Source organism: Terasakiella brassicae, from assembly GCF_014641495.1.
GTDB lineage: Bacteria > Pseudomonadota > Alphaproteobacteria > Rhodospirillales > Terasakiellaceae > Terasakiella > Terasakiella brassicae.
Map to the genome: position 1 here is coordinate 199808 of NZ_BMHV01000001.1, position 24045 is coordinate 223852.

Annotated in this window: 22 protein-coding genes; 19 read left to right on the forward strand and 3 right to left on the reverse strand. The window is 47.2% G+C overall.

Translation table 11 applies throughout. From position 1 onward, the window contains the following. Positions 1 to 61: 61 nt before the first annotated feature. Positions 62 to 1897 carry an adenylate/guanylate cyclase domain-containing protein gene (locus IEW74_RS00955; RefSeq protein WP_188660122.1) on the reverse strand — a complete coding sequence of 612 codons (1836 nt, stop codon included), beginning with the start codon at positions 1895 to 1897 and terminating at the stop codon, positions 62 to 64. Positions 1898 to 2016: 119 nt separating this feature from the next. Between IEW74_RS00955 and dnaE the strand changes: the two genes are divergently transcribed. The 18 genes from dnaE to gloA all read left to right on the forward strand — a co-directional run bounded on the left by dnaE (position 2017) and on the right by gloA (position 20953). Then, positions 2017 to 5523: a DNA polymerase III subunit alpha gene (gene dnaE, locus IEW74_RS00960; protein WP_188660124.1), complete on the forward strand. Its 3507-nt coding sequence runs from the start codon at positions 2017 to 2019 to the stop codon at positions 5521 to 5523. 2 nt (positions 5524 to 5525) lie between these two features. Continuing rightward, the gene (locus IEW74_RS00965) at positions 5526 to 6104 is read left to right on the forward strand and encodes a hypothetical protein (protein ID WP_188660127.1); all 579 of its coding nucleotides are present in this window, start codon (positions 5526 to 5528) and stop codon (positions 6102 to 6104) included. Between the two features lie 160 nt (positions 6105 to 6264). Then, on the forward strand, positions 6265 to 7056 hold the full coding sequence (gene rpsB / locus IEW74_RS00970) for a 30S ribosomal protein S2 (RefSeq protein ID WP_188660130.1): 792 nt from the start codon (positions 6265 to 6267) through the stop codon (positions 7054 to 7056). A gap of 107 nt (positions 7057 to 7163) precedes the next feature. Further along, positions 7164 to 8087, forward strand: a complete 924-nt coding sequence (tsf, locus tag IEW74_RS00975; RefSeq protein ID WP_188660133.1) for a translation elongation factor Ts — start codon at positions 7164 to 7166, stop codon at positions 8085 to 8087. Positions 8088 to 8249: 162 nt separating this feature from the next. Then, positions 8250 to 8969 carry a UMP kinase gene (pyrH, locus tag IEW74_RS00980; protein WP_188660135.1) on the forward strand — a complete coding sequence of 240 codons (720 nt, stop codon included), beginning with the start codon at positions 8250 to 8252 and terminating at the stop codon, positions 8967 to 8969. Positions 8970 to 8984: 15 nt separating this feature from the next. Further along, positions 8985 to 9554 (forward strand): ribosome recycling factor, encoded by a 570-nt coding sequence (gene frr, locus IEW74_RS00985; protein WP_188660138.1) that lies wholly within the window; start codon positions 8985 to 8987, stop codon positions 9552 to 9554. 5 nt (positions 9555 to 9559) lie between these two features. After that, positions 9560 to 10294, forward strand: coding sequence for an undecaprenyl pyrophosphate synthase (gene uppS / locus IEW74_RS00990; protein ID WP_188660141.1), 735 nt, complete (start codon positions 9560 to 9562; stop codon positions 10292 to 10294). Further along, entirely contained in the window at positions 10287 to 11099 is an 813-nt protein-coding gene (locus IEW74_RS00995) for a phosphatidate cytidylyltransferase (protein ID WP_229734192.1), read from the forward strand. The genes uppS and IEW74_RS00995 overlap by 8 nt, the downstream gene beginning before the upstream one ends. Continuing rightward, positions 11090 to 12256 carry a 1-deoxy-D-xylulose-5-phosphate reductoisomerase gene (locus tag IEW74_RS01000; RefSeq protein ID WP_188660143.1) on the forward strand — a complete coding sequence of 389 codons (1167 nt, stop codon included), beginning with the start codon at positions 11090 to 11092 and terminating at the stop codon, positions 12254 to 12256. Before IEW74_RS00995 ends, IEW74_RS01000 begins: the two co-directional genes overlap by 10 nt. A gap of 42 nt (positions 12257 to 12298) precedes the next feature. Beyond that, a complete protein-coding gene (gene rseP, locus IEW74_RS01005) occupies positions 12299 to 13429 on the forward strand; it encodes an RIP metalloprotease RseP (RefSeq protein ID WP_188660146.1) in 1131 nt (376 codons plus the stop codon). Positions 13430 to 13458: 29 nt separating this feature from the next. Then, positions 13459 to 15738, forward strand: a complete 2280-nt coding sequence (gene bamA, locus IEW74_RS01010) for an outer membrane protein assembly factor BamA (protein WP_229734193.1) — start codon at positions 13459 to 13461, stop codon at positions 15736 to 15738. Positions 15739 to 15748: 10 nt separating this feature from the next. Beyond that, positions 15749 to 16303, forward strand: a complete 555-nt coding sequence (locus IEW74_RS01015; RefSeq protein ID WP_188660150.1) for an OmpH/Skp family outer membrane protein — start codon at positions 15749 to 15751, stop codon at positions 16301 to 16303. Between the two features lie 4 nt (positions 16304 to 16307). Further along, positions 16308 to 17321 (forward strand): UDP-3-O-(3-hydroxymyristoyl)glucosamine N-acyltransferase, encoded by a 1014-nt coding sequence (gene lpxD / locus IEW74_RS01020; protein ID WP_188660153.1) that lies wholly within the window; start codon positions 16308 to 16310, stop codon positions 17319 to 17321. Positions 17322 to 17335: 14 nt separating this feature from the next. After that, positions 17336 to 17791, forward strand: a complete 456-nt coding sequence (gene fabZ / locus IEW74_RS01025) for a 3-hydroxyacyl-ACP dehydratase FabZ (RefSeq protein WP_188660156.1) — start codon at positions 17336 to 17338, stop codon at positions 17789 to 17791. Continuing rightward, positions 17791 to 18576, forward strand: a complete 786-nt coding sequence (gene lpxA / locus IEW74_RS01030; RefSeq protein ID WP_188660159.1) for an acyl-ACP--UDP-N-acetylglucosamine O-acyltransferase — start codon at positions 17791 to 17793, stop codon at positions 18574 to 18576. The genes fabZ and lpxA overlap by 1 nt, the downstream gene beginning before the upstream one ends. Before the next feature lie 2 nt (positions 18577 to 18578). Then, positions 18579 to 19394, forward strand: coding sequence for an LpxI family protein (locus tag IEW74_RS01035; protein WP_188660162.1), 816 nt, complete (start codon positions 18579 to 18581; stop codon positions 19392 to 19394). Next, entirely contained in the window at positions 19391 to 20551 is a 1161-nt protein-coding gene (gene lpxB, locus IEW74_RS01040) for a lipid-A-disaccharide synthase (RefSeq protein WP_188660165.1), read from the forward strand. The genes IEW74_RS01035 and lpxB overlap by 4 nt, the downstream gene beginning before the upstream one ends. Positions 20552 to 20554: 3 nt before the next feature. Further along, entirely contained in the window at positions 20555 to 20953 is a 399-nt protein-coding gene (gloA, locus tag IEW74_RS01045; protein WP_188660168.1) for a lactoylglutathione lyase, read from the forward strand. A 39-nt stretch (positions 20954 to 20992) separates the two neighbouring features. Here gloA and IEW74_RS01050 read toward each other — a convergent pair whose 3' ends face one another. After that, positions 20993 to 21892 carry a LysR family transcriptional regulator ArgP gene (locus tag IEW74_RS01050; protein WP_188660171.1) on the reverse strand — a complete coding sequence of 300 codons (900 nt, stop codon included), beginning with the start codon at positions 21890 to 21892 and terminating at the stop codon, positions 20993 to 20995. Positions 21893 to 21994: 102 nt separating this feature from the next. Between IEW74_RS01050 and IEW74_RS01055 the strand changes: the two genes are divergently transcribed. Then, positions 21995 to 22594 carry a LysE/ArgO family amino acid transporter gene (locus IEW74_RS01055; protein WP_188660174.1) on the forward strand — a complete coding sequence of 200 codons (600 nt, stop codon included), beginning with the start codon at positions 21995 to 21997 and terminating at the stop codon, positions 22592 to 22594. A gap of 62 nt (positions 22595 to 22656) precedes the next feature. On the opposite strand, the gene gltA is transcribed toward IEW74_RS01055, so the two are convergent. Further along, complete coding sequence (gltA, locus tag IEW74_RS01060; RefSeq protein WP_188660177.1) at positions 22657 to 23955, reverse strand: citrate synthase; 1299 nt, start codon at positions 23953 to 23955, stop codon at positions 22657 to 22659. Positions 23956 to 24045 lie beyond the last annotated feature (90 nt).

Consider the following 24045-nt stretch of genomic DNA (forward strand, 5'->3'; position numbering starts at 1 on the left):
TTTCGCGCCCCCTGTTTTTATCATTACATATGTCTTAATGTATCCAACGACAAAGAACAAGTTACGTTTTTGGAACATAAAGACGAACCCGGCCATTTAGACCACGCACTGTGGTTGTTCCAATCGTGCGCAGTTCAATGTTTTTCACATTCTGGGCAGTGGCTTCAGAAATAAGGATATTTGTCCCAAATTCCTTGTTCAGATTTTCAATTCGCGAGGCCAGATTTACAGCATCCCCATGAACCGTATAATTCAGGCGGCCTTGCGCACCAACGGCCCCGGCCACCACAGTTCCGGTGTTCAATCCAATTCGGCTTTTTAAATAAATACCATCAAATGTTTTTGTATCGAGTGTGTTGCAGATTTCCAAGGCCGCACGCAACGCACATTCCGCATGATCCGGTGCTTTAATCGGGACATTAAAGGTTGCTAGTACCGCATCGCCTTGAAACTGCGTTACAACACCGCCATAACGTTCCAGAATCTCAACCACTTGTGAGAAATATTCATTCAGGATCGCCACAATGCGTTCCGGCCCGACTTCTTCGGTTAATTGGGTAAAGCCTTCCAAGTCAGAAAACAGAATTGTGGCCTGTGTCGAAATCGGTTTCAGCTCTCCGCTTTCCTGCATTAAAGAAGCCGCAACCGATTCAGGAACGTAACGACCAAAAACTTCGCGGATCATGTCGCGTTCGCGCATTCCTTCGACCATTTCATTAAACGCCAAAGCCGCTTGGTCCAGTTCGCGCAAACGGCTGCGGGGTAAGGGTTCTATATCTTCAAACTTCCCAGAACGGACCTTTTTCGCCGTATCTGCCAATCGAATAATGGGACGCGCCAGTTTTTTACCGACCTTCAGCGATAGAACAATCGAAATCACAAGGATAAGAAAACCGGCCCCGGCCATTTCAAACAACTGTGTCCCCGCATTTCGATCCGACTTTTCGGTATTGATGTAAACCCCGGTAATCCAGGGTGTTTCCCCAAAACGTTCCAATTTACGCGTTGCAACGACATAAAGATCATCTTCAATACGTGCCCGGTTTACCTCGACATCCTGGATCGGTGTAATCAACCCGGCCTTGATAACCGGCCCGGCAATCAATCGATTAAGCTTGCTGTCCTGAAAATCGACCAAACGGGGCAGGGGAACTTCACTTTTACCTTCCAGCCAGTCGGTCCCCCGGCCAATTTCATCAGACACTGTACTGCCATGCGTTAACAGTGGATGTGCCAATAAATGTTTCGTACCGTACAAAATAAAAGGGGTCAGAAACTCGTCTGTAGAGGTCGTAAGAATGGTCTTTGACAGATCGGCAACCGTCACACCAATAAATAAAACGCCTTTTAGTTCCCCGTTTTGATAAAGGGGGGCACGCATATTCACAACCGTTTGTTTGCGTTCTTCATACCAGAAAAAACGGCCCCAAACATTTGTTTTGACCTTATCCATCAGTTGGAAAAGCTTAACGGTTTCCTCCGGCGTTGCGTCCAGATCTTCGCGCCAAACATTTTCATCGCGCAGCAGGTATCTGGCAACACCATCAGGGTACTGGATCCCCACGCCGGTCACGTTTGGGGTGGCACTGATAACACCCCTGAAAAACGTTTGTACCTGAGCATGGTTTTCAATATCAAGATTCCCGATCTTAACTTGATCGCTTATCCAACGGGCCTGATTTTCAACAGGGAATAACAGGTTTTCAACCTCATCAGTTAGCCTGTTGAGCGCCGTTTCGATCAAAAGATGATTGTAATCTTTTGTCAGTTTTGTCGTGAAGTTCAAACCCAGATATAAAACATGCGCCACAGCAAACAGAATCAAACCACCGAAAGCGAAGAATAAAACGCTTCGGATAGGTTGCCTTGGAAAAGTGATTTTTTTCCATAAATTCATAAGCTTACAATCACCTTTTAAGGCAAATTCATAAAAACAAACTATTGGCCTGCGTGAAAAACATGTTTAGGATAAGGAGTCTGAGCATAAAGTTTCTCTCTTCACAAGTTTTTATAGCCATGTCCCACGCAGATTTCATCCACTTGCGCATTCATACCGCTTACTCTCTATCAGAAGGCGCAATTCGTATCAAAGAGCTTCCCAAGTGGGTTGAATCTGAACGTATGCCTGCCATCGCGATGACGGACACAAACAATATGTTTGGCGGGTTGGAATTCTCCCAAACCATGTCCGGGGCGGGAATCCAGCCGATTATCGGATGTCAGCTCTCGTTGACACCGCAAGACAAAGATGAGCAGTCCGGCGGATTAAAAGGGCGCAGCGTTGGACCGGCCGCACCGGAACCTATTGTCCTGATTGCCCAGAACGATCAAGGCTATCGTAACCTGATGCATCTGGTCAGCCGTGCCTTTTTAAACTCACCTGAAGGCCACGACCCACAAGTTCCTCTGGATGATGTGCTGGATTTCCATGAGGGTTTGATCCTTCTCACCGGGGGGCATCTTGGCCCGATCGGGCAACTTCTTCTTGATGGTAAAAAAGAAAAGGCTGAATCGTTATTATCTAAAATAAACAATAAATTAAAAGGAAGAGTTTACGTTGAACTTCAACGTCACAATCTGCCGGAACAAGACCAAATCGAAGAAGACTTTATTGACCTTGCCTATAAACTGGATATTCCGCTCGTTGCAACGAACGAAGCCTTTTTCCCGGACCGCAAGATGTATGCGGCCCACGATGCCCTGATTTGTATCGCGGCAGGTAGCTATGTCGATCAAACAGATCGACGGAAACTCACACCCGAACATTATTTAAAATCCGCCGCAGAAATGCGCGAGCTGTTTGCAGACATCCCCGAAGCCTGTGATAACACCCTCGTTATTGCCAAACGATGCGCCATCAAGGTTGAAAATATTGACCCGATCCTGCCACCTTTTGACTGCGGGGAAGGACGAAACGAAGAAGACGAGCTGCGCAGAATGGCTGAAGACGGCCTGAAATTACGCCTTGAAGAAGGTGTTTTTGAAGAAGCCATGCCCCCGGAAGAACGCGATACAATCGCCAAACCGTACTGGGAACGTCTGGATTACGAGCTTGGTATCATTAATAAAATGGGCTTCCCCGGTTACTTCCTGATCGTTGCTGACTTTATCCAATGGGCAAAAGAACATGACATCCCTGTTGGACCGGGCAGGGGGTCCGGGGCGGGGTCACTGGTGGCCTATGCCCTGACCATTACCGACTTGGACCCGCTGAAATACGCCTTGCTGTTCGAACGTTTCCTCAATCCCGAACGCGTGTCCATGCCTGACTTTGATATCGATTTCTGTCAGGACCGCCGGGAAGAGGTTATTAAATACGTTCAGGACAAATACGGCTACGACCATGTCGCCCAGATTATTACCTTTGGTAAATTACAGGCCCGTGCGGTGTTGCGCGATACAGGGCGCGTCCTGCAAATGCCCTTTGGTCAGGTTGACCGAATTTGCAAATATGTTCCCAACGATCCGGGTAAAGCCCTCACCGTCAGTGAAGCTCTGGACCAAATCCCGGAATTCAAACAAGAAGTCGAAGAAGACGAAACCGTTGCCCGAATGGTTGGTATCGCAAAACAACTGGAAGGCCTGTTTCGCCATGCCTCGACCCACGCTGCCGGCGTGGTAATCGGGGATCGGCCACTGGATAAACTGGTTCCGCTTTATCGCGACCCCAAATCAGATATGCCCGTCACCCAGTTCAACATGAAATTCGTTGAACAAGCCGGCCTTGTCAAATTTGACTTTTTGGGCTTGAAAACACTGACCGTTATCGCAACGGCCCTGAAGTTCATTAATGAAAAACGGGATGTTCCACTGGATATTTCAAAAATTCCACTGGATGATCAACGAACATACGAAATGCTGGGACGCGGCGAAGGCGGCGGCGTCTTCCAACTTGAATCCGAGGGGATGCGGGGCGTTCTGCGTTCCATGAAACCCAACCGACTTGAAGACCTGATCGCGGTTGTGGCCCTGTACCGACCGGGGCCGATGGATAACATCCCCAGCTACATTAAACGTAAACACGGTCAGGAAAAGCCGGATTATCTGTATCCCACGATTGAACCGATCCTAAAAGAAACCTACGGGATTATGATCTATCAGGAACAGGTTATGCAGATCGCGCAGGTCATGGCTGGATACAGTCTGGGCGAAGCGGATTTGCTGCGCCGCGCGATGGGTAAAAAAATCGCCGAAGAGATGGAAAAACAACGAAAATTGTTTGTTGACGGTTCTGTTGAACGCGGCGTCCCCGATAAAAAGGCCAGTGAAATTTTCGACATCATGGCGAAATTTGCCTCCTACGGTTTCAACAAATCGCACGCCGCTGCCTATGCCTACGTTGCTTATCAAACCGCCTATCTTAAAGCCAATTTCCCGGCGGAATTTATGGCGGGCATCATGTCGCTGGATTTAAACAACACCGACAAGCTTAACCTGTTCCGCCAGGAACTTGACCGAATGAAAATTCCGTTACTTCAACCTGACATCAATAAATCCGATGTCATTTTCAGTGTTGAAGAAATACCGAACCCAAATGAAGATATCGGCGGCACAATCAAAGCCGTGCGTTACGCCTTGTCCGCTGTGCGTAATGTGGGGGATGCCGCGATGGCGGCCCTTGTTGCGGAACGTAAAACCAATGGTCCGTTTACAGATCCGTTTGATCTGGCCAACCGGGTCGATAGCAAAGGAATGAACAAACGGATTTTGGAAAACCTTGTCCGTGGCGGCGCATTTGACAGCATGAACAGCAACCGCAGACAGGTCTTTGACGGTATTGAAACCTTGATCAAGCATTCAAACCTTGCCGCATCAGAACGCAATTCAGACCAAATGGGCTTTTTTGGTGCTGATGACAATGCAATGAAAAAAGCCGCACAACTGCCCAATGTGCCCGACTGGCCCCTTATGGACAGACTGCGCGAAGAAGCCTCGGCCATTGGCTTTTATCTGTCGGCGCACCCTCTGGACGCTTATAAAACGACCTTAAAACGCATTGGCGTTAAGTCCTACGTTGATATTTTTCAAAACGGTATTTCCGGTCCTGTCAAAATCGCGGGAACCGTAATCAGCAAGCGTGAAAAAATATCACAAAAAGGCAATCGTTTCGCTTTCGTTCAACTTTCCGATTCATCTGCCGCTTTTGAAATTGCTGTTTTCAGCGAAGCTTTGTCCGTCAGCCGTGACTACCTTGAACCGGGACAATCGGTTTTTATTATGGCTTCGGCACAATTTGAAGAAGAAAGCCTTCGCTTTATCGCAAACACAATCGAATTGCTTGACGTCAAGGCAGCCAAAGCAACAGCGGGATTAAAAATATTCATTGAAGATCAAACCGCCGTTCCCCTGACTAAGGAACTGTTGGAACGCGAAGGAAAGGGGCGAGGCAACGTTGTCATCATGGCCCGAATTGATGCAACAACAGAAGCTGAAATACATTTAAATCAAGGATACCGGATCACACCGGGCTTATTACAGGCTGTCAAAGCCGTTCCCGGAATTGCAGAAGTACAGGAAATTTAATCATGTCAGGCCTTTTTTACCCTCATTTCATCGATTTTGAAGCAAGTGGATTTGGCGAAGATTCATATCCGATCGAGGTTGCCTGGAACGGTGCAAGCGGGACTGTGGAAAGCCACCTGATCAACCCGGATACGATCAAAGCCTGGACCTATTGGGACAAACATGCCGAGGTGGACGCCCACCGGATAAGCCGCGAAAGCTTATCGCAACTCGGAACCTCCCCCCAAACCATTGCCTTAAGAATGAATGATACCCTTGCCGGGCAGGTTCTTTACAGTGATGCGCCGCAGTTTGATGGTTTTTGGCTCGCCCGCTTGTATGAAGAGGTGAACCTAAGTCCGACCTTTAAACTTGGTTCCGTTATGGACCTGTTCGATCTTAAAATCGATGAAGGCCAAAAACTTCAAGGCAGTTCCCCGGAACATGTTCAAAAACGTTTTGACACTATCATCGATACATTGGGACTACAGGCGTGGGAAAACATTGGTTTGCGCCCCCATCGTGCAGGTAACGATGTCCGTCACCTGATGGAAACCTATCGTTTATTGAATGAATGTGGTGGAATTATCCCAAAAAACTAAAAAAGTCTTGCTTTTGCTTTAAAAAAGGCATATCAAGCGCGCCTTAACTTCACACGTGGAATTCACGCAAGTGTGGGGAGACATCCCATACCTTCGATCCGGTGTTCGATTTTCGAACTCTATCATTCCACGGAGGATCAACCGGAAAAGGAAATGAATAATGGCACTGCCAACCTTTACCATGCGCCAGCTCTTGGAAGCTGGTGTTCACTTCGGCCACAACACACGTCGCTGGAACCCCAAGATGGATCAATATCTCTTCGGGGCACGTAACGGCATTCACATCATCGACCTCGGTCAAACTGTTCCGCTTCTGCACCAAGCTATGGTTCAGGTTCGTGATAAAGTTGCCAGTGGTGGTCGCGTTCTGTTTGTAGGTACAAAACGTCAAGCGTCTGACATTGTTGCAGAATCTGCTAAAAAATGTGGTCAGTACTACGTAAACCACCGTTGGCTCGGCGGCATGCTGACAAACTGGAAAACGGTTTCTGGTTCTATCAAACGCCTGAAAACACTAGAAGCACAGCTTGAAAGTGGTATGCAAGGCCTGACCAAGAAAGAACAGCTCAACCTGACACGTGAGTGTGAGAAACTGGAACGTACCCTTGGTGGTATTAAAGAAATGGGCGGCCTGCCCGATGTCATGGTTGTGTTTGACACTCAAAAAGAAGCCATTGCAATCAACGAAGCCAAAAACCTTGGCATTCCGGTTATTGCGGTTCTTGACTCAAACAGCAGCCCGTTGAACATCACGCACCCGGTACCAGGCAACGACGATTCAATCCGCGCCTTGAAACTGTACTGCGATCTGTTTGCCGGTTCCGTTCTTGACGGTATCCAGAGCCAAATGTCTGCTGCCGGCATCGACGTTGGCGCACAAGCCGAAGCACCGGTGGAAAACCTGCCGGAAGCTGAAGCTTCTGACGAAGCGGCTGTTGCTGCCGAAGCTTAATCGCACTGTGACAGCGGAAGAATGACTTCTCCCGCTGTCATCGCTTTGACACATAAGACGTGTAAAAGCATTTGAATTTTAGCTCTACTGAACAAGAGGATTTCCCTATGGCACAGATTACTGCTGCGCTCGTAAAGGAACTGCGCGAAACTTCCGGCGCAGGCATGATGGATTGCAAAAAAGCACTGAACGAAACGGATGGCGACATTCAGGCTGCACAAGACTGGTTGCGTCAAAAAGGTCTCGCGTCTGCGGCGAAAAAAGCGGGCCGTATCGCAGCTGACGGGTTGGTTGCCGTTGCTTCCGGTGACAACATTGCTGCCGTTGTTGAAGTAAACTCCGAAACTGATTTCGTTGCGAAAAATGATCAATTCCAGTCATTCGTAAAAGCCGTTGCTGGCGTTGCTCTTGAAGCTGCCGATTTAGATGGCTTGAAAGCCGCAAACTTCCCCGGTTCTGACAAGTCCTGTGAAGATGCACTGAAAGAACTGGTTGGCACAATCGGCGAAAACATGAACCTGCGCCGTATGGAAAAACTTACAGTATCCAATGGCGTTGTTGCTTCTTATATGCACAATGCCGCAAGCGAAGGCCTTGGTAAAATTGGCGTTTTGGTTGCACTGGAATCCGAAGGCGATAAAGGTAAGCTGAACGCACTGGGCAAGCAAATTGCCATGCACGTTGCGGCAACCAACCCGATCTCTTTGGACCGTGATTCTGTTGACGCTTCTGAAATCGAACGTGAACGTACCGTTTTGATCGAACAAGCGAAAGAAGCCGGCAAGCCGGAAGAAATCGCCATCAAAATGGTTGAAGGCCGTATGCGTAAATTCTACGAAGAAAACTGCCTCGTTGAACAAGCTTTCGTTATCGACCCTGACAATTCTGTCGGCAAAACAGTTGAAAATCTCGCCAAAGAAATCGGTTCAGAGATTAAACTGACCGGCTATGTTCGCTTCGAACTGGGCGCAGGCCTTGAGAAAAAAGAAGAAGACTTTGCTGCTGAAGTTGCTGCTGCTGCCGGTAACTAAGTCAAGCAAAGCTTTGCTTTTAGATGAAAACAAGGACGGTTTGGAAATTCCCAGGCCGTCCTTGTTTTTTTTAACGACAAAGACAAACAGGCGTTGATTATTGATGCTGAGCAGGGTATGTCTAGCTCTCCATTCAAATATGGTTCATATGGACGAATAATAATGTCGGATACCCCCGTTTTTAAACGTGTTCTCTTGAAGCTTTCCGGTGAAGGCCTCATGGGGAAAAAACAATTCGGTCTAGATACTGAATATGTTGATCAAATTGCCAGCGAAGTGGTCAAAGTACACAAGCTTGGTACTCAAATTTGTCTCGTTATCGGAGGCGGCAATATCTTTCGTGGCATTTCAGATGCCGCTGCGGGTATCGATCGCACCAGTGCTGACCATATGGGGATGCTGGCAACCGTAATGAATGCCTTGGCCATGCAAAGTGCACTGGAACGCCAAGGTGTGCAAACCCGTGTTCAATCCGCCATTCCCATGCAAAGCGTTTGTGAACCTTACATCCGCCGCCGCGCCATTCGCCATATGGAAAAAGGCCGCATCGTTATTTTTGCCGCTGGTACAGGCAATCCGTTCTTTACAACCGATACAGCCGCCGCCTTACGCGCTGTTGAAATGAACTGCGATGCCATCCTGAAAGGAACACAAGTTGACGGCGTTTATAGTGCCGATCCGAAAAAGGATCCCAATGCCCAACGCTATGACCGACTTAACTATAAAGAAGTTTTAACGAAAGATCTGAAGGTTATGGACGCAGCCGCCATTACGCTGGCGCGTGAAAACAGCCTGCCGATCGTTGTATTTTCCATGCATGAACCCGGATCCTTTGCAAATGTTGTCAATGCGCAGGGGCTCTTTACGGTTATCAAAGATTAACAGAGGGGAAGACACGTGTCTGACGTTGATTTCAAAGCCATTAAAAAAGATCTTCACACCAAAATGGACAAGGCAATCGAAGTACTTCACAACGAATTCGCCGGTCTGCGTACAGGTCGGGCATCGACAAGTTTGCTTGATCCAATCATGGTTGATGTCTATGGTGCCAAAATGCCGATCAATCAGGTGGGCACCGTCAGTGTACCGGAAGCCCGTATGCTTTCGGTACAGGTTTGGGATAAAACCAATGTAAAAATGGTTGAAAAAGCCATTCGCGATGCAGGTCTCGGCCTCAACCCGCAAGCAGACGGCACATTAGTGCGCATTCCGATCCCGCCGCTCAACGAAGAACGTCGTAAAGAACTGGTTAAAGTGGCCGGTAAATATGCCGAAGATACCCGTATTGCCATTCGCAACATTCGACGCAACGGCAATGACGAACTGAAAAAACTGGAAAAAGACAACGCCATTACTGAAGATCAACACCGTGATTTCGGAAAAGAAATTCAGGATGAAACAGATGCCGCCATTAAGAAAGTCGATGAAACTTTGGCGCATAAAGAAGAAGAAATCATGCAAGTATAAATCGCATGAACCAAGTTTCTTCACACCTCCAAACCGATATAACCCCAGTGCATGTTGCCATTATTATGGATGGCAACGGGCGCTGGGCCAAGAAGCGTATGCTGCCACGAACCGCCGGTCATAAAAAGGGGGCCGATGCGGTACGTCGTGTTATTGAAGCCTCTGTTGAATTAGGCGTCACTCACTTAACGCTGTTTGGGTTTTCCTCAGAAAACTGGCAACGTCCAAAGGAAGAAGTCGATGCCCTCATGGGATTGTTGCGCTATTATCTGAAAAGTGAAATCAAACGCCTGCATAAAGAAGGGGTTCGTATTCGTTTCATTGGGGACCGCGATACACTTTCAGATGATATTGTGCGTTCGATTGAAGAAGCGGAAACTCTGACACAAAATAATAAGCAGCTCGTGTTAACAATCGCCTTGAGCTATGGCGCACGTGCTGAGTTGGTGCATGCGACAAAGCAAATTGCACAAAAAATCAAGGATGGAACTCTCGACATTGATCAAATCAATGAAGATCAATTAACAAATGAGTTGTATGCCCCGGATTTGCCGGAACCGGATTTACTTATCCGCACGAGTGGCGAGCAACGCGTCAGCAATTTTCTGCTTTGGCAACTGGCATATACGGAATTCTTTTTTACCGATGTTCTCTGGCCTGATTTCAACAAAACACATTTGAAAGAAGCCTTGGGTGAATTGTCAAAACGTGACAGACGATACGGAATGATCAGTGGCTAAATCGCTTCCCAAAAACTTGCTTCAACGTATTATTTCGGCGATTGCTCTTGCACTTCCGGCGCTGGCTTCAATCCAATTCGGCGAGCCTTATTTCAATATTTTTATCGCTGTATTAGGCGTTTTAATGGCTTGGGAATGGTCTCGCCTCTGTCAGGGCAAATTACAGGCTGGCGGGATTGTACTGATCCTGTTTATCGGTCTAATCCCCTTTTTACCGATCAGTGGCTTGGCGTTGCAAGAAGCCATTTTAGTTGCCCCGGTCATCTGCGCCTTGCTCTTTGCCTTGGCACAACGCCAAAACGGGCGCATTTTATTTTCTGTGGGTGTGCTCTATCTCGCACTTCCCATCTGCGCCTTTATTTTCCTGCGAAATAGCCTGGAAAACGGTGTTGAATTTGTCTACTGGCTGGTTCTGGTTGTTGTGGCAACCGATACAGGCGGCTATGGTTTTGGCCTGACAATCGGCGGCCCCAAAATGGCACCTCGCATTAGCCCTAAAAAAACGTGGGCGGGTCTTCTCGGGGGGATGTTATGCGCCTGTATCATGGGCATTGGCATGTCCCATCTTTTTGACTGGAACGAGCCGTTTTTTGTCGGCGCGTTCAGTGCACTCCTTGCCATTGTTGCACAAATTGGCGACTTGTTTGAATCTCATGTAAAAAGAACATTTAACGTCAAGGATTCCAGCAATATCATCCCCGGACATGGCGGTGTCCTTGATCGCATGGATGGCATGCTAACCGCTGGCGCAGCCTTTGCAGGCATCATCTTGATGAGCAACGGACATATTTTATCATGGTTTTAAAAAAATCCGTTTCCATTCTCGGCTCGACCGGATCAATCGGTACAAACACCATTGACCTGATCCATCGCAACCCAAATAAGTTTAGAACTGTCGCATTAACCGGAAACAGCAATATCCAATTATTGGCGGAACAGGCGCGCGAACTAAATCCCGAATTCGTCGCCGTTGCAAATGAAGCAAACTATCAGTCTCTCAAAGACGCACTGGCCGACACGGATATAGAAGTCGGGGCAGGGGAAAACGCAATCATCGAAGCCGCCCTTCGCGATGCTGAATGGGTCATGGCGTCAATCGTTGGTTCAGCCGGATTAGCCCCCACCTTAAAAGCGATTGAACGCGGAGCCACCATTGGTCTGGCGAACAAAGAAAGCCTTGTTTGCGCCGGTGAACTTATGATGCAAGCCGTTGCAACCCATAAGGCCACCTTACTCCCGGTCGATTCAGAACATAACGCCATTTTCCAAGTTCTAGACCGCCAAAATGCCAAAGCCGTCGATAAAATAATCCTAACCGCATCAGGCGGCCCTTTTCGCACCTTCAGCATAGAAGATATGTGCAAAGTAAGCCCAAAAGAAGCGGTTGCCCATCCGAACTGGTCAATGGGTGCAAAAATTTCTGTTGATTCAGCAAGCATGATGAACAAGGGACTGGAACTTATTGAAGCCTACCACCTTTTCCCTGTAGACGAATCTCAAATAGACATTCTGGTTCACCCTCAATCTGTCGTACATTCAATGGTTTCCTATATTGATGGCTCAGTTCTTGCCCAAATGGGCACACCGGATATGCGCACCCCGATTGCCTATGCTCTGGCTTGGCCGGAACGCATGATTGCACCATCCGCAAAACTCGATTTATCTGAAATTGCACAATTGAATTTTGAAGAACCAGACCCTGTGCGTTTCCCGGCATTGCGTCTTGCACGTGAGGCTCTGAAATTTGGAAAATCTGCCCCGGCGGTCCTGAATGCAGCAAACGAAGAGTCTGTCGGTGCCTTCCTCAAAGAAAAAATTGGATTTTGTGATATCACCGCTATTGTCGAAGAGGTTTTATCCCGCTTTGACCACCAGGAAATAACACATATTGACGATATTCTGGCCACAGATAAAAAAGCACGCATTTGTGCGCTGCAAGCCATTGAAAAAAGAAGCCGATAGGCCTATTTTAACGCATACTTTTAAATTATTGGTTTTTCCCATATGTATGATCTCCTTTTTGCCAATCCGATTGTCTCCTTTATTTTTGCGCTTAGTGTGCTGGTTTTCTTCCATGAACTCGGTCACTATTGGGTCGCACGACGCAATGGTGTAAAGGTCGAAGTTTTTTCAATCGGCTTTGGGCCAGAACTTTTTGGCTGGAACGATAAAGCTGAAACACGCTGGAAAGTCTGCGCAATGCCCTTTGGCGGATATGTCAAAATGTTCGGGGACAGCGATGCAGCCAGCAGCGGCGTAAATGAAGACGAAACTCGTCCTTTCACAGAACAAGAAAAAGCCGTTTCCTTTCACTATAAATCCCTAGGCGCACGTGCAGCAATCGTTGCAGCAGGCCCGATTGCAAACTTTATTTTGGCCGCCATCTTGTTCGCCTTGCTTTATATGGCAGTTGGCGTTCCGGAAAAATTCCATGCCGGCATTGGCGAAGTCGTCAGTGGCAGTGCAGCCGAAGAAGCCGGCCTGCAAAAGGGGGATCTAGTCGTCAGTCTGGCTGGAAAGAAACTGGATAGCTTTGATGACTTGCGCACCATGATTATGGAAAACCCGTCAACTCAGCTGGGCGCTATCGTCTTGCGAGACGGGAAAGAATTATCACTGACAATCACACCCAAAGCAAAAGAAAGCGGTGATAAAACCATTGGATTGCTGGGTGTTCGTCCTGACCCGGATCAGGCCGAATATATCCGCTACAACCCGGCTACAGCCGTCTGGATGGGGGTGGAGCGCACATACACCATGTCGGCCGAAATTCTTTCGCACCTTGGCACTTTAATCAGTGGCGGGGGCAGCATGAAAGACCTTGGCGGCCCCTTGCGTATTGCTCAGGTTTCCGGTGATGCGGCAAAATCCGGTTTCGATAATTTGATTTATTTGATGGCGGTACTTTCTGTTAACCTTGGTCTGATAAACTTGTTTCCAATTCCAATGCTTGATGGGGGGCACCTCGTGTTTTACGCTTTTGAAGCCATTCGCGGTAAGCCTTTAAGTGAAAAGGCACAAGAATATGGTTTTCGTTTGGGGCTAACTCTGGTATTGGGTTTAATGGTCTTTGCGACTTGGAACGACCTTGTACAGTTGAAAGTATTCGATTTTATCAAACAGCTCTTCACCTGAGCAAAAAAACTCAATAACGGGGGACAAAGGTGAAATATCGTCAACGCATGGCATCAATCGGTGCAGGACTGGCATTTGGTGTAACGGCAGCACTTGTAAGTGCACCTGCTCTCGCTGCAGGTTTGATCGAGGAAATCACGATCGTCGGCACACAACGTGTCGAACCGGAAACAGTTAAAACCTATCTGACTTTTCAGGAAGGCGACACATTTAACTCTCGCCAGTTAAACCGTTCATTGAAAAAGCTGTTTGACACAGGGCTCTTTGCCGATGTTATCTTCAAACGCGAAGGCGGGAACCTTGTTATCAATCTGGTTGAAAACCCCGTCATCAACCGAATTGCGTTTGAAGGTAACCGCAAAATCAAGAATGATACCTTAGAAACAGAAGTCACTTTACGTCCTCGCGTGGTCTATACGCGGACGCGTGTTCAACAGGATGTTGAACGTATTCTCACGCTTTATCGTCGCAGCGGTCGCTTTGCCGCAACCGTTGAACCAAAAGTCATTCAACTCGACCAAAACCGGGTCGATCTTGTCTTTGAAATTAAAGAAGGCCTGCCCACCGGGATTGAAAAAATCCGCTTCGTCGGTAACCATGAATATAGTGATGGTAAGCTTGGCGAAGTCGTGCGAACAAAAGAAACGCGTTGGTATAACTTCTTAACAGCCGATGACAATTATGACCCGGATCGCTTGAATTACGACAAGGAACTTTTGCGTCGTTTTTATCTTGCTCGCGGTTTTGCCGATTTTAAGGTTACGTCTGCCATCGCTGAACTCAGCCCATCGCGTGAAGAATTCTTCATTACTTATACCATTGATGAAGGTATTCGTTATGAAATCGATCAGGTAAACATCAATAACACGCTCGAAGGTTTTGATGAAAAAACCGTTGCCGACATCCCCACTTTGGAAAACGGTGATTGGTATAATGCCGATGAAGTCGATAGCTCAATTGAAGATTTAATTGATTCTATCGGCTTTCAAGGTTTCCCCTTTGTTCGTGTCACACCTTCCATTGACCGGGATGTCGAGAACAGAAAAATCAATCTCACCTTTAATGTCGAGGAAGGCCCGCGTATATTCGTTGAACGAATTGATATTAAAGGGAACTTCCGTACCTTGGATGAAGTGGTTCGTCGCGAATTCCAACTCGTCGAAGGGGATGCGCTCAATACTGCCAAATTAAAACGCTCGGAAAAACGCATTAACGACTTAAACTTTTTTGAGAAAGTTGAAGTCTCACGTTCCCCGGGAAGCGCACCTGACCAAACCGTTATTGACGTAACCGTTGCAGAAAAATCAACTGGTTCCTTATCAATCGGTGCCGGATATTCAAGTTCCGATGGCCCACTTGCTGATTTTGGAATTTCCGAAGGCAATTTATTGGGTAAAGGGCAACGTCTCTCCTTTAGCGCCAGCATTGCTGCAGAGAAAACGCGCTTTAACATCGGCTTTACAGAGCCTTATTTTCTGGATCGTGAAGTTGCTGCCGGATTTGACCTTTACAAGATTACGGAAGAACGACAAGACGAAAGTTCTTATGACTCTTCAAGTGTCGGTTTTGCACTTCGTGCCGGATATCCAATCGGTGAGTATTTAACCCAAAGCTGGAGCTATGGACTGGACCAAACCACCGTTGAAAATGTTCCAACTTCAGCCTCTCGACTTATCAAAAGCCAAGAAGGCGATGAAATTACCTCTTCGATTTCTCACGCTCTGACATATGACGTTCGTGATAGCAAAATCCTCCCTACGGAAGGGTACAAAATTTCCCTTTCCAACAAAGTCGCAGGTCTTGGAGGGACAACTTATTATCTCAGAAATCAGATGAATGGTGCATACTATTACCCTATTGGCGACCAATGGATTGTAAGTACAAAAGCAACCTTGGCTCATATTTTGGGATTAGGGGATGACGTTAATATGCAAGACCGTTTCTTCCTTGGCGGTCAGAACTTGCGCGGCTTTGAAGATAATGGTGTTGGCCCGAGAGATTCTGCTTCAACAGACTCTTTGGGTGGCGAATATATGTTTAACGGCAGTACAGAAATGCGTTTTCCCTTGGGCTTGCCCAGCGAATATCAAATCGCAGGCACACTCTTTGGTGACTATGGTATATTGACAGAATTAACTCCTAAAGATGCCAACACAATTGATAAAAATGCCTTGCGCGCCTCAGTTGGCGTTGGGATATCCTGGGTCTCTCCGATGGGGCCAATTGGTCTGGATTGGGCATTCCCTGTCCTTAAAGAAGACCACGATAAAACCGAATCTTTCCGTTTCTCTTTTGGAACCCGTTTCTAGGATCTGATATATGACTTTTCTACGGCAACTACCTGTTCTTACTCTTCTCTGTGTTCTTATTTCAGGTGTTTTCTCTGGTGCGCAAGCGCAACAGCAAGTTCCTTTAAATATCGCAATTGTAAATATTGATAAAATTCTGGGAACAGCTGCTGCACCCAAAAGTATCCTCGCACAGATTAAACAAATCCGAGATACTTACCGTCAGGAAGTTCAAAAAGAAGAAGAAGCTCTTCGTCAAGCAAACCAGGAACTTGCCCAAAAGCAAAGCCTGTTAAGCCCGGAAGCCTTTAAAGAAGAACGCCGCAAGTTCGAACAAAATGTACTGGCTGTACAAAAAAAGGTTCAACAAAAAAACCTGAGCTTGCAGAACGCACAACAAGATGCACAAAATCAGGTGCAATCTGCCCTGCGTGATGTTGTTCTCGAGATTTCCAAAGAAAAAGGATACACATTGGTCTTGCGCCGCAATCAAACCGTAATTGTTGCCGATCCGCTTGATATTACGGATCAAGTTATTGCTGCGCTGGACAAGAAGTTGCCTAAAGTCACAGTGTCACCGAAGTAATCCAATGGCTGACGACCGATTTTTTAAAAAACAAGGGCCTTTTACAGCGCAGCATCTTGCAGAAATTGCATCTGCTGAATTACGCGGCGATGCGGATTTGCTTATAAATGATGTTGCCGCTTTGGATCAGGCCGGTTCAGATCAACTTTCTTTTTTAGATAATAGAAAATATCTGGAAACCTTTTGTAACAGCCAAGCAGGCCTTTGCCTTGTTCATCCAGACCTTGCCGACAAAGCCCCTATGGGAATGGCTCTCCTGATTACACCAGAGCCCTATATGGGGTATGCAAAAATTGCATCGACCTTTTACCCGGTTCCTCATGTTGATGGATTTATCTCTGAGCGGGCAAGTGTTGCCGCAAATGTAGAAATTGGGGAAAGTGTGCGCATTGACGCAGGGGCTTATATTGGCGAAAACGTAAAAATTGCGGCAAATAGCTGGATTAAAGCAAACGCAGCTATCCATGACGGTGTTGAAATTGGCAGCGATTGTATTATTTCATCCAATGTCACCATTAGTCATGCCATTATTGGCAACGCGGTCACAATTCACCCCGGCTGTCAAATCGGACAGGATGGGTTTGGCTTTGCCAGTGGCCCGCAAGGTCATGTGCGTATTCCCCAACTGGGGCGTGTCATCATTCAGGACCACGTAAATATCGGGGCCAACTGCACAATTGACCGTGGTGCCGGGCCTGACACCATTATTGGTGCCGGGACCCAAATTGATAATCTGGTACAAATCGGTCACAATGTCCAACTTGGTATGGGATGCGTTATCGTGTCGCAAGCCGGTGTTTCAGGCAGTACAAAGGTCGGGAATTTTGTTGTCATTGCAGGCAAAGCCGGGATCGGTGGCCACTTGACAATCGGCGATGGCGTTACAGTTGCCGCCTGTGCCGGCGTAATGAGAAATATTGAAGCCGGGCAAACCGTTGGTGGTTTTCCTGCAATTCCGCAAAAAGAATGGTTACGTCAACAGGCAATGATTGCCCGATTGACAAAAGGTAAAAAATAAAGAGGGCACCACTTATGTCTGAGCAAGAAGTTACATCCGTCGATATCATGCGTATCATGGAAATGATCCCACACCGTTATCCTTTTCTTTTGGTTGATCGGGTCGAAGATATCGTTTCGGGCGAAAGCGCAACCGGTATTAAAAATGTTACAATCAATGAACCGTTTTTCCCCGGCCATTTCCCATCAAAACCCGTTATGCCCGGTGTTTTGATCGTTGAAGCAATGGCCCAGACCGCTGCGGTACTTGTCGTTCATACAGAAGGCAAAGACATTGAAGGTAAATTGGTTTACTTCATGTCGATTGATGGCTGTCGTTTCCGCAAACCCGTTGGCCCGGGTGATACATTGAATATCAAAGTGCAAAAAGAACGTCAGCGCGGCAATATCTGGAAATTTAAAGGCGAAGCCTATAGCGCAGGAAACCTGATGGCCGAAGCAACCATCACAGCAATGATCGTGAACGAATAATGGCTGAAATCCACCCAAGCGCCGTTGTCGCCCCGGAGGCAAAACTCGCCGATGGTGTAAAAATTGGTCCTTTCTGTATTGTGGGGCCTGACGTACAACTTGGTGAAAATGTTGAATTGCTTTCCCATGTGGTTATCGAAGGTAGAACAACCATTGGGAAAAACAACAAGATTTTTCCGTTTGCCTCAATCGGACACTGCCCACAGGACCTGAAATACAATGGCGAACCATCCCGATTGGAAATTGGCGATAACAACACCATTCGGGAACATGTAACAATCAATCCAGGGACCGAAGGCGGCGGAATGCTGACTAAAATCGGCAGCAACTGCCTGATTATGGTCGGTGCCCATGTCGGCCATGACTGCCAGATCGGGGATCATGTTATTTTGGTCAACAATGCCACGTTGGCCGGACATGTGATTATTGAAAACTGGGCCATTATTGGCGGACTTTCTGCAGTTCATCAGTTCTGCCGGATCGGCCAACATGCCATGATCGGTGGTATGTCAGGCGTTGAAAATGATGTCATTCCTTATGGTTCAGTCACGGGCAACCGGGCACGATTGGGCGGGCTGAATATTGTCGGTTTAAAACGCCGCAATTTCGACCGCGAAGTTATCCATTCCATGCGCACGGCTTATCGTTTGTTGTTTGCCCAAGAAGGAACGATGGCAGAACGTGTTGAAGATGTTTATAGTATGTACAAAGACATCGAACCCGTCATGGAAATCGTGAAATTTATCCGTCAGGATTCTTCGAGGGGCGTTTGTACGCCGAAATAATCATGGCGGAAAAACTTGGATTACTAGCCGGTCGCGGCGACCTTCCCAAACGCATTATTCAACAATGCCTTAAAGAAGGTCGCCCTTTTCATATTGTGGCTTTTAACGGACAAACCGAACCGAAACTGGTTGATAGCTATCCCCATACATGGGTGCGTCTTGGCGCGGCTGGTAAAACACTGTCTGTTTTAAAAGAACAGGGTGCCAAAGACATCGTTATGGCAGGACGTATCAAGCGTCCTTCCATTGCAGCCTTGCGTCCCGATGCATGGACCTTGAAATTTCTGGCGAAAACCGGGGCAGGGGCATTTGGTGATGATGGTCTGCTCAGTAAACTGATTGATGCCTTGGAAATAGAAGGCTTTCACGTTGTTGGTGCACATGAACTGTTAGATGACCTATTGGCGCCTGCAGGCATCCTTGGACAGACTGAACCCGATGATCAGGCCAAGCGAGATATTGAAAAAGGTTTTACCATTGCGCACAACCTTGGTGATTTGGATATCGGCCAAGCTGTTGTTTTACAAGACGGCCTTGTTTTGGCGGTTGAAGCCATCGAAGGAACAGATGCCATGCTTTCGCGTTGTGCAGAACTTAAGCGTGAAGGCCTCGGTGGTGTATTAATAAAAGCCAAAAAGCCCAATCAGGAAAACCGCGCCGATTTACCTACGATCGGAGTTAGAACCATAGAAAACGCCCATCGCGCCGGATTGCGTGGCATCGCCGTAGAAGCCAACGCAACCATCATTGTCGATTTGCAAGGGGTTACTGACAAGGCGGACGAGCTGGGGCTCTTTCTTATAGGTGTCGAAAAATGACAGCGCCGCTAATCTATCTCATTGCGGGTGAACCGTCCGGTGATTTGCTGGGGGCACGTCTCATGCGCGCCCTTAAAGATAAAACCGGCGGAAATGTGCGGTTTTGCGGTGTTGGTGGCCCACATATGTGTGCCGAAGGCATGGAAAGCCTGTTTGATATGGCTGAATTGAGCGTCATGGGATTAACTGAAATTCTCCCGCATATTCCCAAGCTTTTAAATCGTATCAAGCAAACTGTTCTTGATGTTGAAACGCAAAAACCAGACTGCCTTATTACAATTGATGCACCGGGTTTTACCTTCCGCGTTGCCAAACAATTGAAAGGCAAGGGGATACCGCTTGTTCATTACGTTGCCCCAACCGTATGGGCCTGGAAACCGGGACGCGCCCAAAAAATCGCACAGTTTCTGGATCATTTAATGGTCTTGCTGCCGTTCGAACCACCTTATTTTGAAAAAGAAGGGCTCGCCACAACATTCGTCGGTCACAGTGTAATTGAAAGTAGCTTGGAAAGTATCGATGGGAATGCCTTTAAAGAACGTCACGGCATCCCGCAAGACGTCCCTCTCCTGTGTCTTTTGCCCGGTAGTCGCATGAGTGAGACCAGTCAGCTTTTGCCTGTGTATAAAATTGCCTTGAAGCAATTGAAAGAAAAGTTTCCGACCTTGCGTATCGTATTACCCACAGTCTCGAGCGTTGCACGTTATGTGAAAGAAACCACGGCTGACTGGGGCATCCCCATCCTGATTGTCGAAGGAAATGACGAGAAGTTTGGCGCTTTCAAAGCAGCAGATGTCGCATTGGCCGCATCGGGAACAGTCAGTCTGGAACTGGCCCTTGCAAAAACGCCCAGCGTGATTACATATCGTCTGAAAAAAATCACGCATTTTATTGCCAAACGACTTATTAAGGTAAAATACGCGAGTATCGTAAACCTGTTGCATAATAAGTATGTCATGCCGGAATTATTGCAAGACGAGTGCACACCGGATAACATCGTGCGCGAAGTCAGTCACATTCTGTCCAATCACGACAACAGCAAGACACAGTCAAATGAATTGGACAGCGCAATGAAGATGTTAGGACTAGGGAATGAGCAAAAACCCAGTGAACGGGCAGCTGAGTGCGTTCTGAACATTATCAATAAGGAAAGATAATCAATGTCCGATTTCCGTTTTCTTCATACGATGATTCGTGTTTTTGACTTGGACAAGTCCATTCAGTTTTATACCGATATCCTCGGCATGACGCTTTTACGAAAAAATGACTACCCCGATGGGCAATTTACACTTGCCTTTGTCGGGTACGGTGACGAAAAAGACCACACCGTTATTGAACTGACCCATAACTGGGACCAAAATGAACCTTACGATCTCGGCAATGCCTTTGGGCATATGGCTTTGGGTGTTCCTGATATTTATAAAACGTGTGAAGATTTACGTAAAATCGGGGCAAAAATTGTTCGTGAACCCGGCCCAATGAAACACGGAACAACCGTCATTGCCTTCATTGAAGACCCAGACGGGTATAAAATAGAACTGATTGAAACAAAACAATAAACGGATAAAGCCCTTTCAACATACGAGAGGGCTTTTTCTTTACTCTTTAATTTTTGCCAATTCCATCATGGCAATCGCTTGTGTAACATTCACCACCGCTTTTAACATCTGGCTATCAATATTGTGATAATGCAGGTACAACGGGCGCGTTTCCAGTTTGTCACAAATTTTAATCAATTCGCCACTTTCCAGATACGGTTTTACCTGATTTTCCGGCACCAAAGCATAAGCCATACCGGTACGGGTTACATTTACAAATCCTTCCGATGACGGAACGACATGCGTTGGAAATTCCCCGGCTGCAATACGGTAGTTCTTTTTCAGAAATCGTTGATGCAAATCATCATCACGCCCAAAAATCACCGCAGGAGCTTTTCGAAGGGCACTTGGCGTTACCCCATCCGGGAAATAACGCTGGATAAAATCCAGTCGGGCAACAGTAACATATCGCATCGCGCCCAACGCCTTGACCTTACAGCCTTGAATACGTTTATCCTGCGTACTGACCGATGCCATGACCGTCCCTTGTTTTAAGAGGTCCAATGTATTTGTCTCATCGGCAACAGACAGATCTACAAGTAGATTATAATCCAAGAATAAAACTTCGGCGACCCGGACAAACCATGTTGCAAGACTATCGGCGTTAACCGCTAAAGAAACCCCTCTGAAATGGGTGTTTTCCAGACTGTCAGGCAGGTCTGTCAGAATTTCCTGTTCCAATAAGTTGACATGCTGAAAATGGCGATACAAGCGTAAACCTGCATCCGTTGCCTTAATCGGTTTAGAACGCACGACAAGCGGTTGTGCAACCCGTTCTTCCAACAGCTTTATGCGTTGAGAGACAGCCGATTGCGTCATCCCCAATTCCTGAGCGGCCTTTTCAAAAGAGCCCAAACGAATGACCGCAGAGACGGCCTCAACCAATTTATAATCCAGCATTTAATAAGCTCATCTTATCGACATTAAGCACTATTCACTTCTATTTATAGGACCAATTGGTTAAAAATCTATCTACAAATTAAGTAAACCAAAGGGTTAAGTATGATTTCAGCTTTTGTTTCCGGGTTGGCGATCGGTGCGGGGTTAATTATTGCAATCGGGGCACAAAATGCCTTTGTGCTGGGCCAAGGCTTACGCCGCCAATATCATATTATGGTCGCGGCTATCTGCGCAATCTGCGATATTCTTTTGATTTCCGCCAGTGTTGCCGGCTTAGGTGCCTTAATATCGGCAAGCCCCGTCTGGACAGATATCATGGCGTGGGGTGGGGCACTTTTTCTGGGGTGGTACGGCTTCCAAAGTTTCAAAAGCCTTTTCCGTGACCACAAGCTTAAACAAGACAAGTCACACGGGAAATCACGCCGCGAGATCTTCTTCTATACCATCGCCGTCACCCTGCTTAATCCGCATGTCTATTTGGACACTGTCGTGCTCTTGGGGGGAATTGCGGCACAATACGACACACAAGAACGCCTCTATTTCGGATTTGGGGCCATCTGTGCAAGCATTCTCTGGTTTTCCCTGATCTCCCTTGGGGCGGCATGGGCATCGCCTCATCTGCAACGCCCGATCACATGGAAAGTCATCGATGCGGTCACGGGAGTTATGATGTGGAGTGTCGGTTTATCGTTAATTTTATAAAATAAAAAAGCCGCCCGAATGTTCGAGCGGCTTTTTATCAGAACAGAAAGCTTGTTCGTATTTTAGCGTTGGTGCAACGGTACGAAATCACGATCTACTTCACCTGTATAAAGCTGACGCGGACGACCGATACGCTGAGACGGATCTTCGATCATTTCGTTCCACTGTGCAATCCAGCCGGTTGTACGGGCCAGTGCAAACAAGACAGTGAACATAGATGTCGGAATACCCATCGCTTTCAAGATGATGCCGGAATAGAAATCAACGTTCGGGTAGAGTTTCTTCTCGATGAAGTAATCGTCTTCCAAAGCAATCTTTTCAAGCTGCATGGCAATCTCCAACAGCGGCTCATCCTTGATGCCCAACTCGCCGAGAACTTCATGGCAGGTTTTCGCCATGATTTTCGCGCGCGGGTCAAAGTTTTTGTAAACGCGGTGACCAAAGCCCATCAGACGGAACGGATCGTTCTTATCTTTCGCTTTCGCAACGAATTCACCAACACGATCCGGCGTACCGATTTCTGTCAACATATTGAGAACAGCTTCGTTCGCACCACCGTGTGCCGGCCCCCACAGGGACGCGATACCCGCAGCGATACAAGCAAACGGATTTGCACCGGAAGATCCCGCCAAGCGAACAGTTGATGTAGACGCATTTTGTTCGTGATCAGCATGCAAGATCAAGATACGGTCCATCGCTTTTGCCAGTACCGGATTCACTTTGTAATCTTCGCACGGTACAGCAAACATCATATGCAGGAAGTCTTCTGCATAACGCATATCATTGCGCGGGTACATGAAGGGTTGACCTACAGAATATTTGTAAGCCCATGCCGCAATTGTCGGCATTTTGGCAATCAAACGATAAGAGGCAACCATACGCTGGTGCGGATCGTTGATATCCAGTGAGTCGTGATAAAAGGCCGACAACGCGCCAACAACACCGACCATAATCGCCATCGGGTGGGCATCGCGACGGAAACCGTCATAGAATTTGTGCAGTTGCTCATGCACCATTGTGTGCATGGTGATGTCGGTTTCAAATTTGGCTTTTTCGTCGATGTTGGGCAATTCACCTTTCAACAACAAATAAGCAACTTCCATGAAGTCACAGTTTTCAGCCAGGTCTTCGATAGAGTAACCACGGTGTTGCAAAATACCTTTGTCACCGTCGATGAAAGAGATTTTAGACTCACAGGAACCTGTGGAGGTAAAACCCGGGTCATATGTGAAATGGTCGGTATCTGCGTAGAACTTGCGAACGTCAACAACGCTCGGCCCAACGGACGCATCCATAACCGGCAATTCGTAACTTTTCCCAGACTGATTATCTGTAAGAGTAAAGGACTTCTTAGAACTCATTAGAGACATCCCCTTATAAATGTTGCTCGGACCTAATTGTCCAAGACAAGGTGAACTGACTTAACATAATATTGGTGCAGACTTTACTGC

Coding starts and splice junctions, on each gene's coding strand:
- lpxB (WP_188660165.1), top strand. CDS start 19,391: ATGACAGCGCCGCTAATCTATCTCATTGCGGGTGAACCGTCCGGTGAT.
- IEW74_RS01055 (WP_188660174.1), top strand. CDS start 21,995: ATGATTTCAGCTTTTGTTTCCGGGTTGGCGATCGGTGCGGGGTTAATT.
- IEW74_RS01035 (WP_188660162.1), top strand. CDS start 18,579: ATGGCGGAAAAACTTGGATTACTAGCCGGTCGCGGCGACCTTCCCAAA.
- gltA (WP_188660177.1), bottom strand. CDS start 23,955: ATGAGTTCTAAGAAGTCCTTTACTCTTACAGATAATCAGTCTGGGAAA.
- uppS (WP_188660141.1), top strand. CDS start 9,560: ATGAACCAAGTTTCTTCACACCTCCAAACCGATATAACCCCAGTGCAT.
- tsf (WP_188660133.1), top strand. CDS start 7,164: ATGGCACAGATTACTGCTGCGCTCGTAAAGGAACTGCGCGAAACTTCC.
- IEW74_RS01015 (WP_188660150.1), top strand. CDS start 15,749: ATGACTTTTCTACGGCAACTACCTGTTCTTACTCTTCTCTGTGTTCTT.
- IEW74_RS00965 (WP_188660127.1), top strand. CDS start 5,526: ATGTCAGGCCTTTTTTACCCTCATTTCATCGATTTTGAAGCAAGTGGA.
- pyrH (WP_188660135.1), top strand. CDS start 8,250: ATGTCGGATACCCCCGTTTTTAAACGTGTTCTCTTGAAGCTTTCCGGT.
- gloA (WP_188660168.1), top strand. CDS start 20,555: ATGTCCGATTTCCGTTTTCTTCATACGATGATTCGTGTTTTTGACTTG.
- fabZ (WP_188660156.1), top strand. CDS start 17,336: ATGTCTGAGCAAGAAGTTACATCCGTCGATATCATGCGTATCATGGAA.
- IEW74_RS00955 (WP_188660122.1), bottom strand. CDS start 1,897: ATGAATTTATGGAAAAAAATCACTTTTCCAAGGCAACCTATCCGAAGC.
- IEW74_RS01000 (WP_188660143.1), top strand. CDS start 11,090: ATGGTTTTAAAAAAATCCGTTTCCATTCTCGGCTCGACCGGATCAATC.
- dnaE (WP_188660124.1), top strand. CDS start 2,017: ATGTCCCACGCAGATTTCATCCACTTGCGCATTCATACCGCTTACTCT.
- lpxA (WP_188660159.1), top strand. CDS start 17,791: ATGGCTGAAATCCACCCAAGCGCCGTTGTCGCCCCGGAGGCAAAACTC.
- rpsB (WP_188660130.1), top strand. CDS start 6,265: ATGGCACTGCCAACCTTTACCATGCGCCAGCTCTTGGAAGCTGGTGTT.
- rseP (WP_188660146.1), top strand. CDS start 12,299: ATGTATGATCTCCTTTTTGCCAATCCGATTGTCTCCTTTATTTTTGCG.
- lpxD (WP_188660153.1), top strand. CDS start 16,308: ATGGCTGACGACCGATTTTTTAAAAAACAAGGGCCTTTTACAGCGCAG.
- IEW74_RS01050 (WP_188660171.1), bottom strand. CDS start 21,892: ATGCTGGATTATAAATTGGTTGAGGCCGTCTCTGCGGTCATTCGTTTG.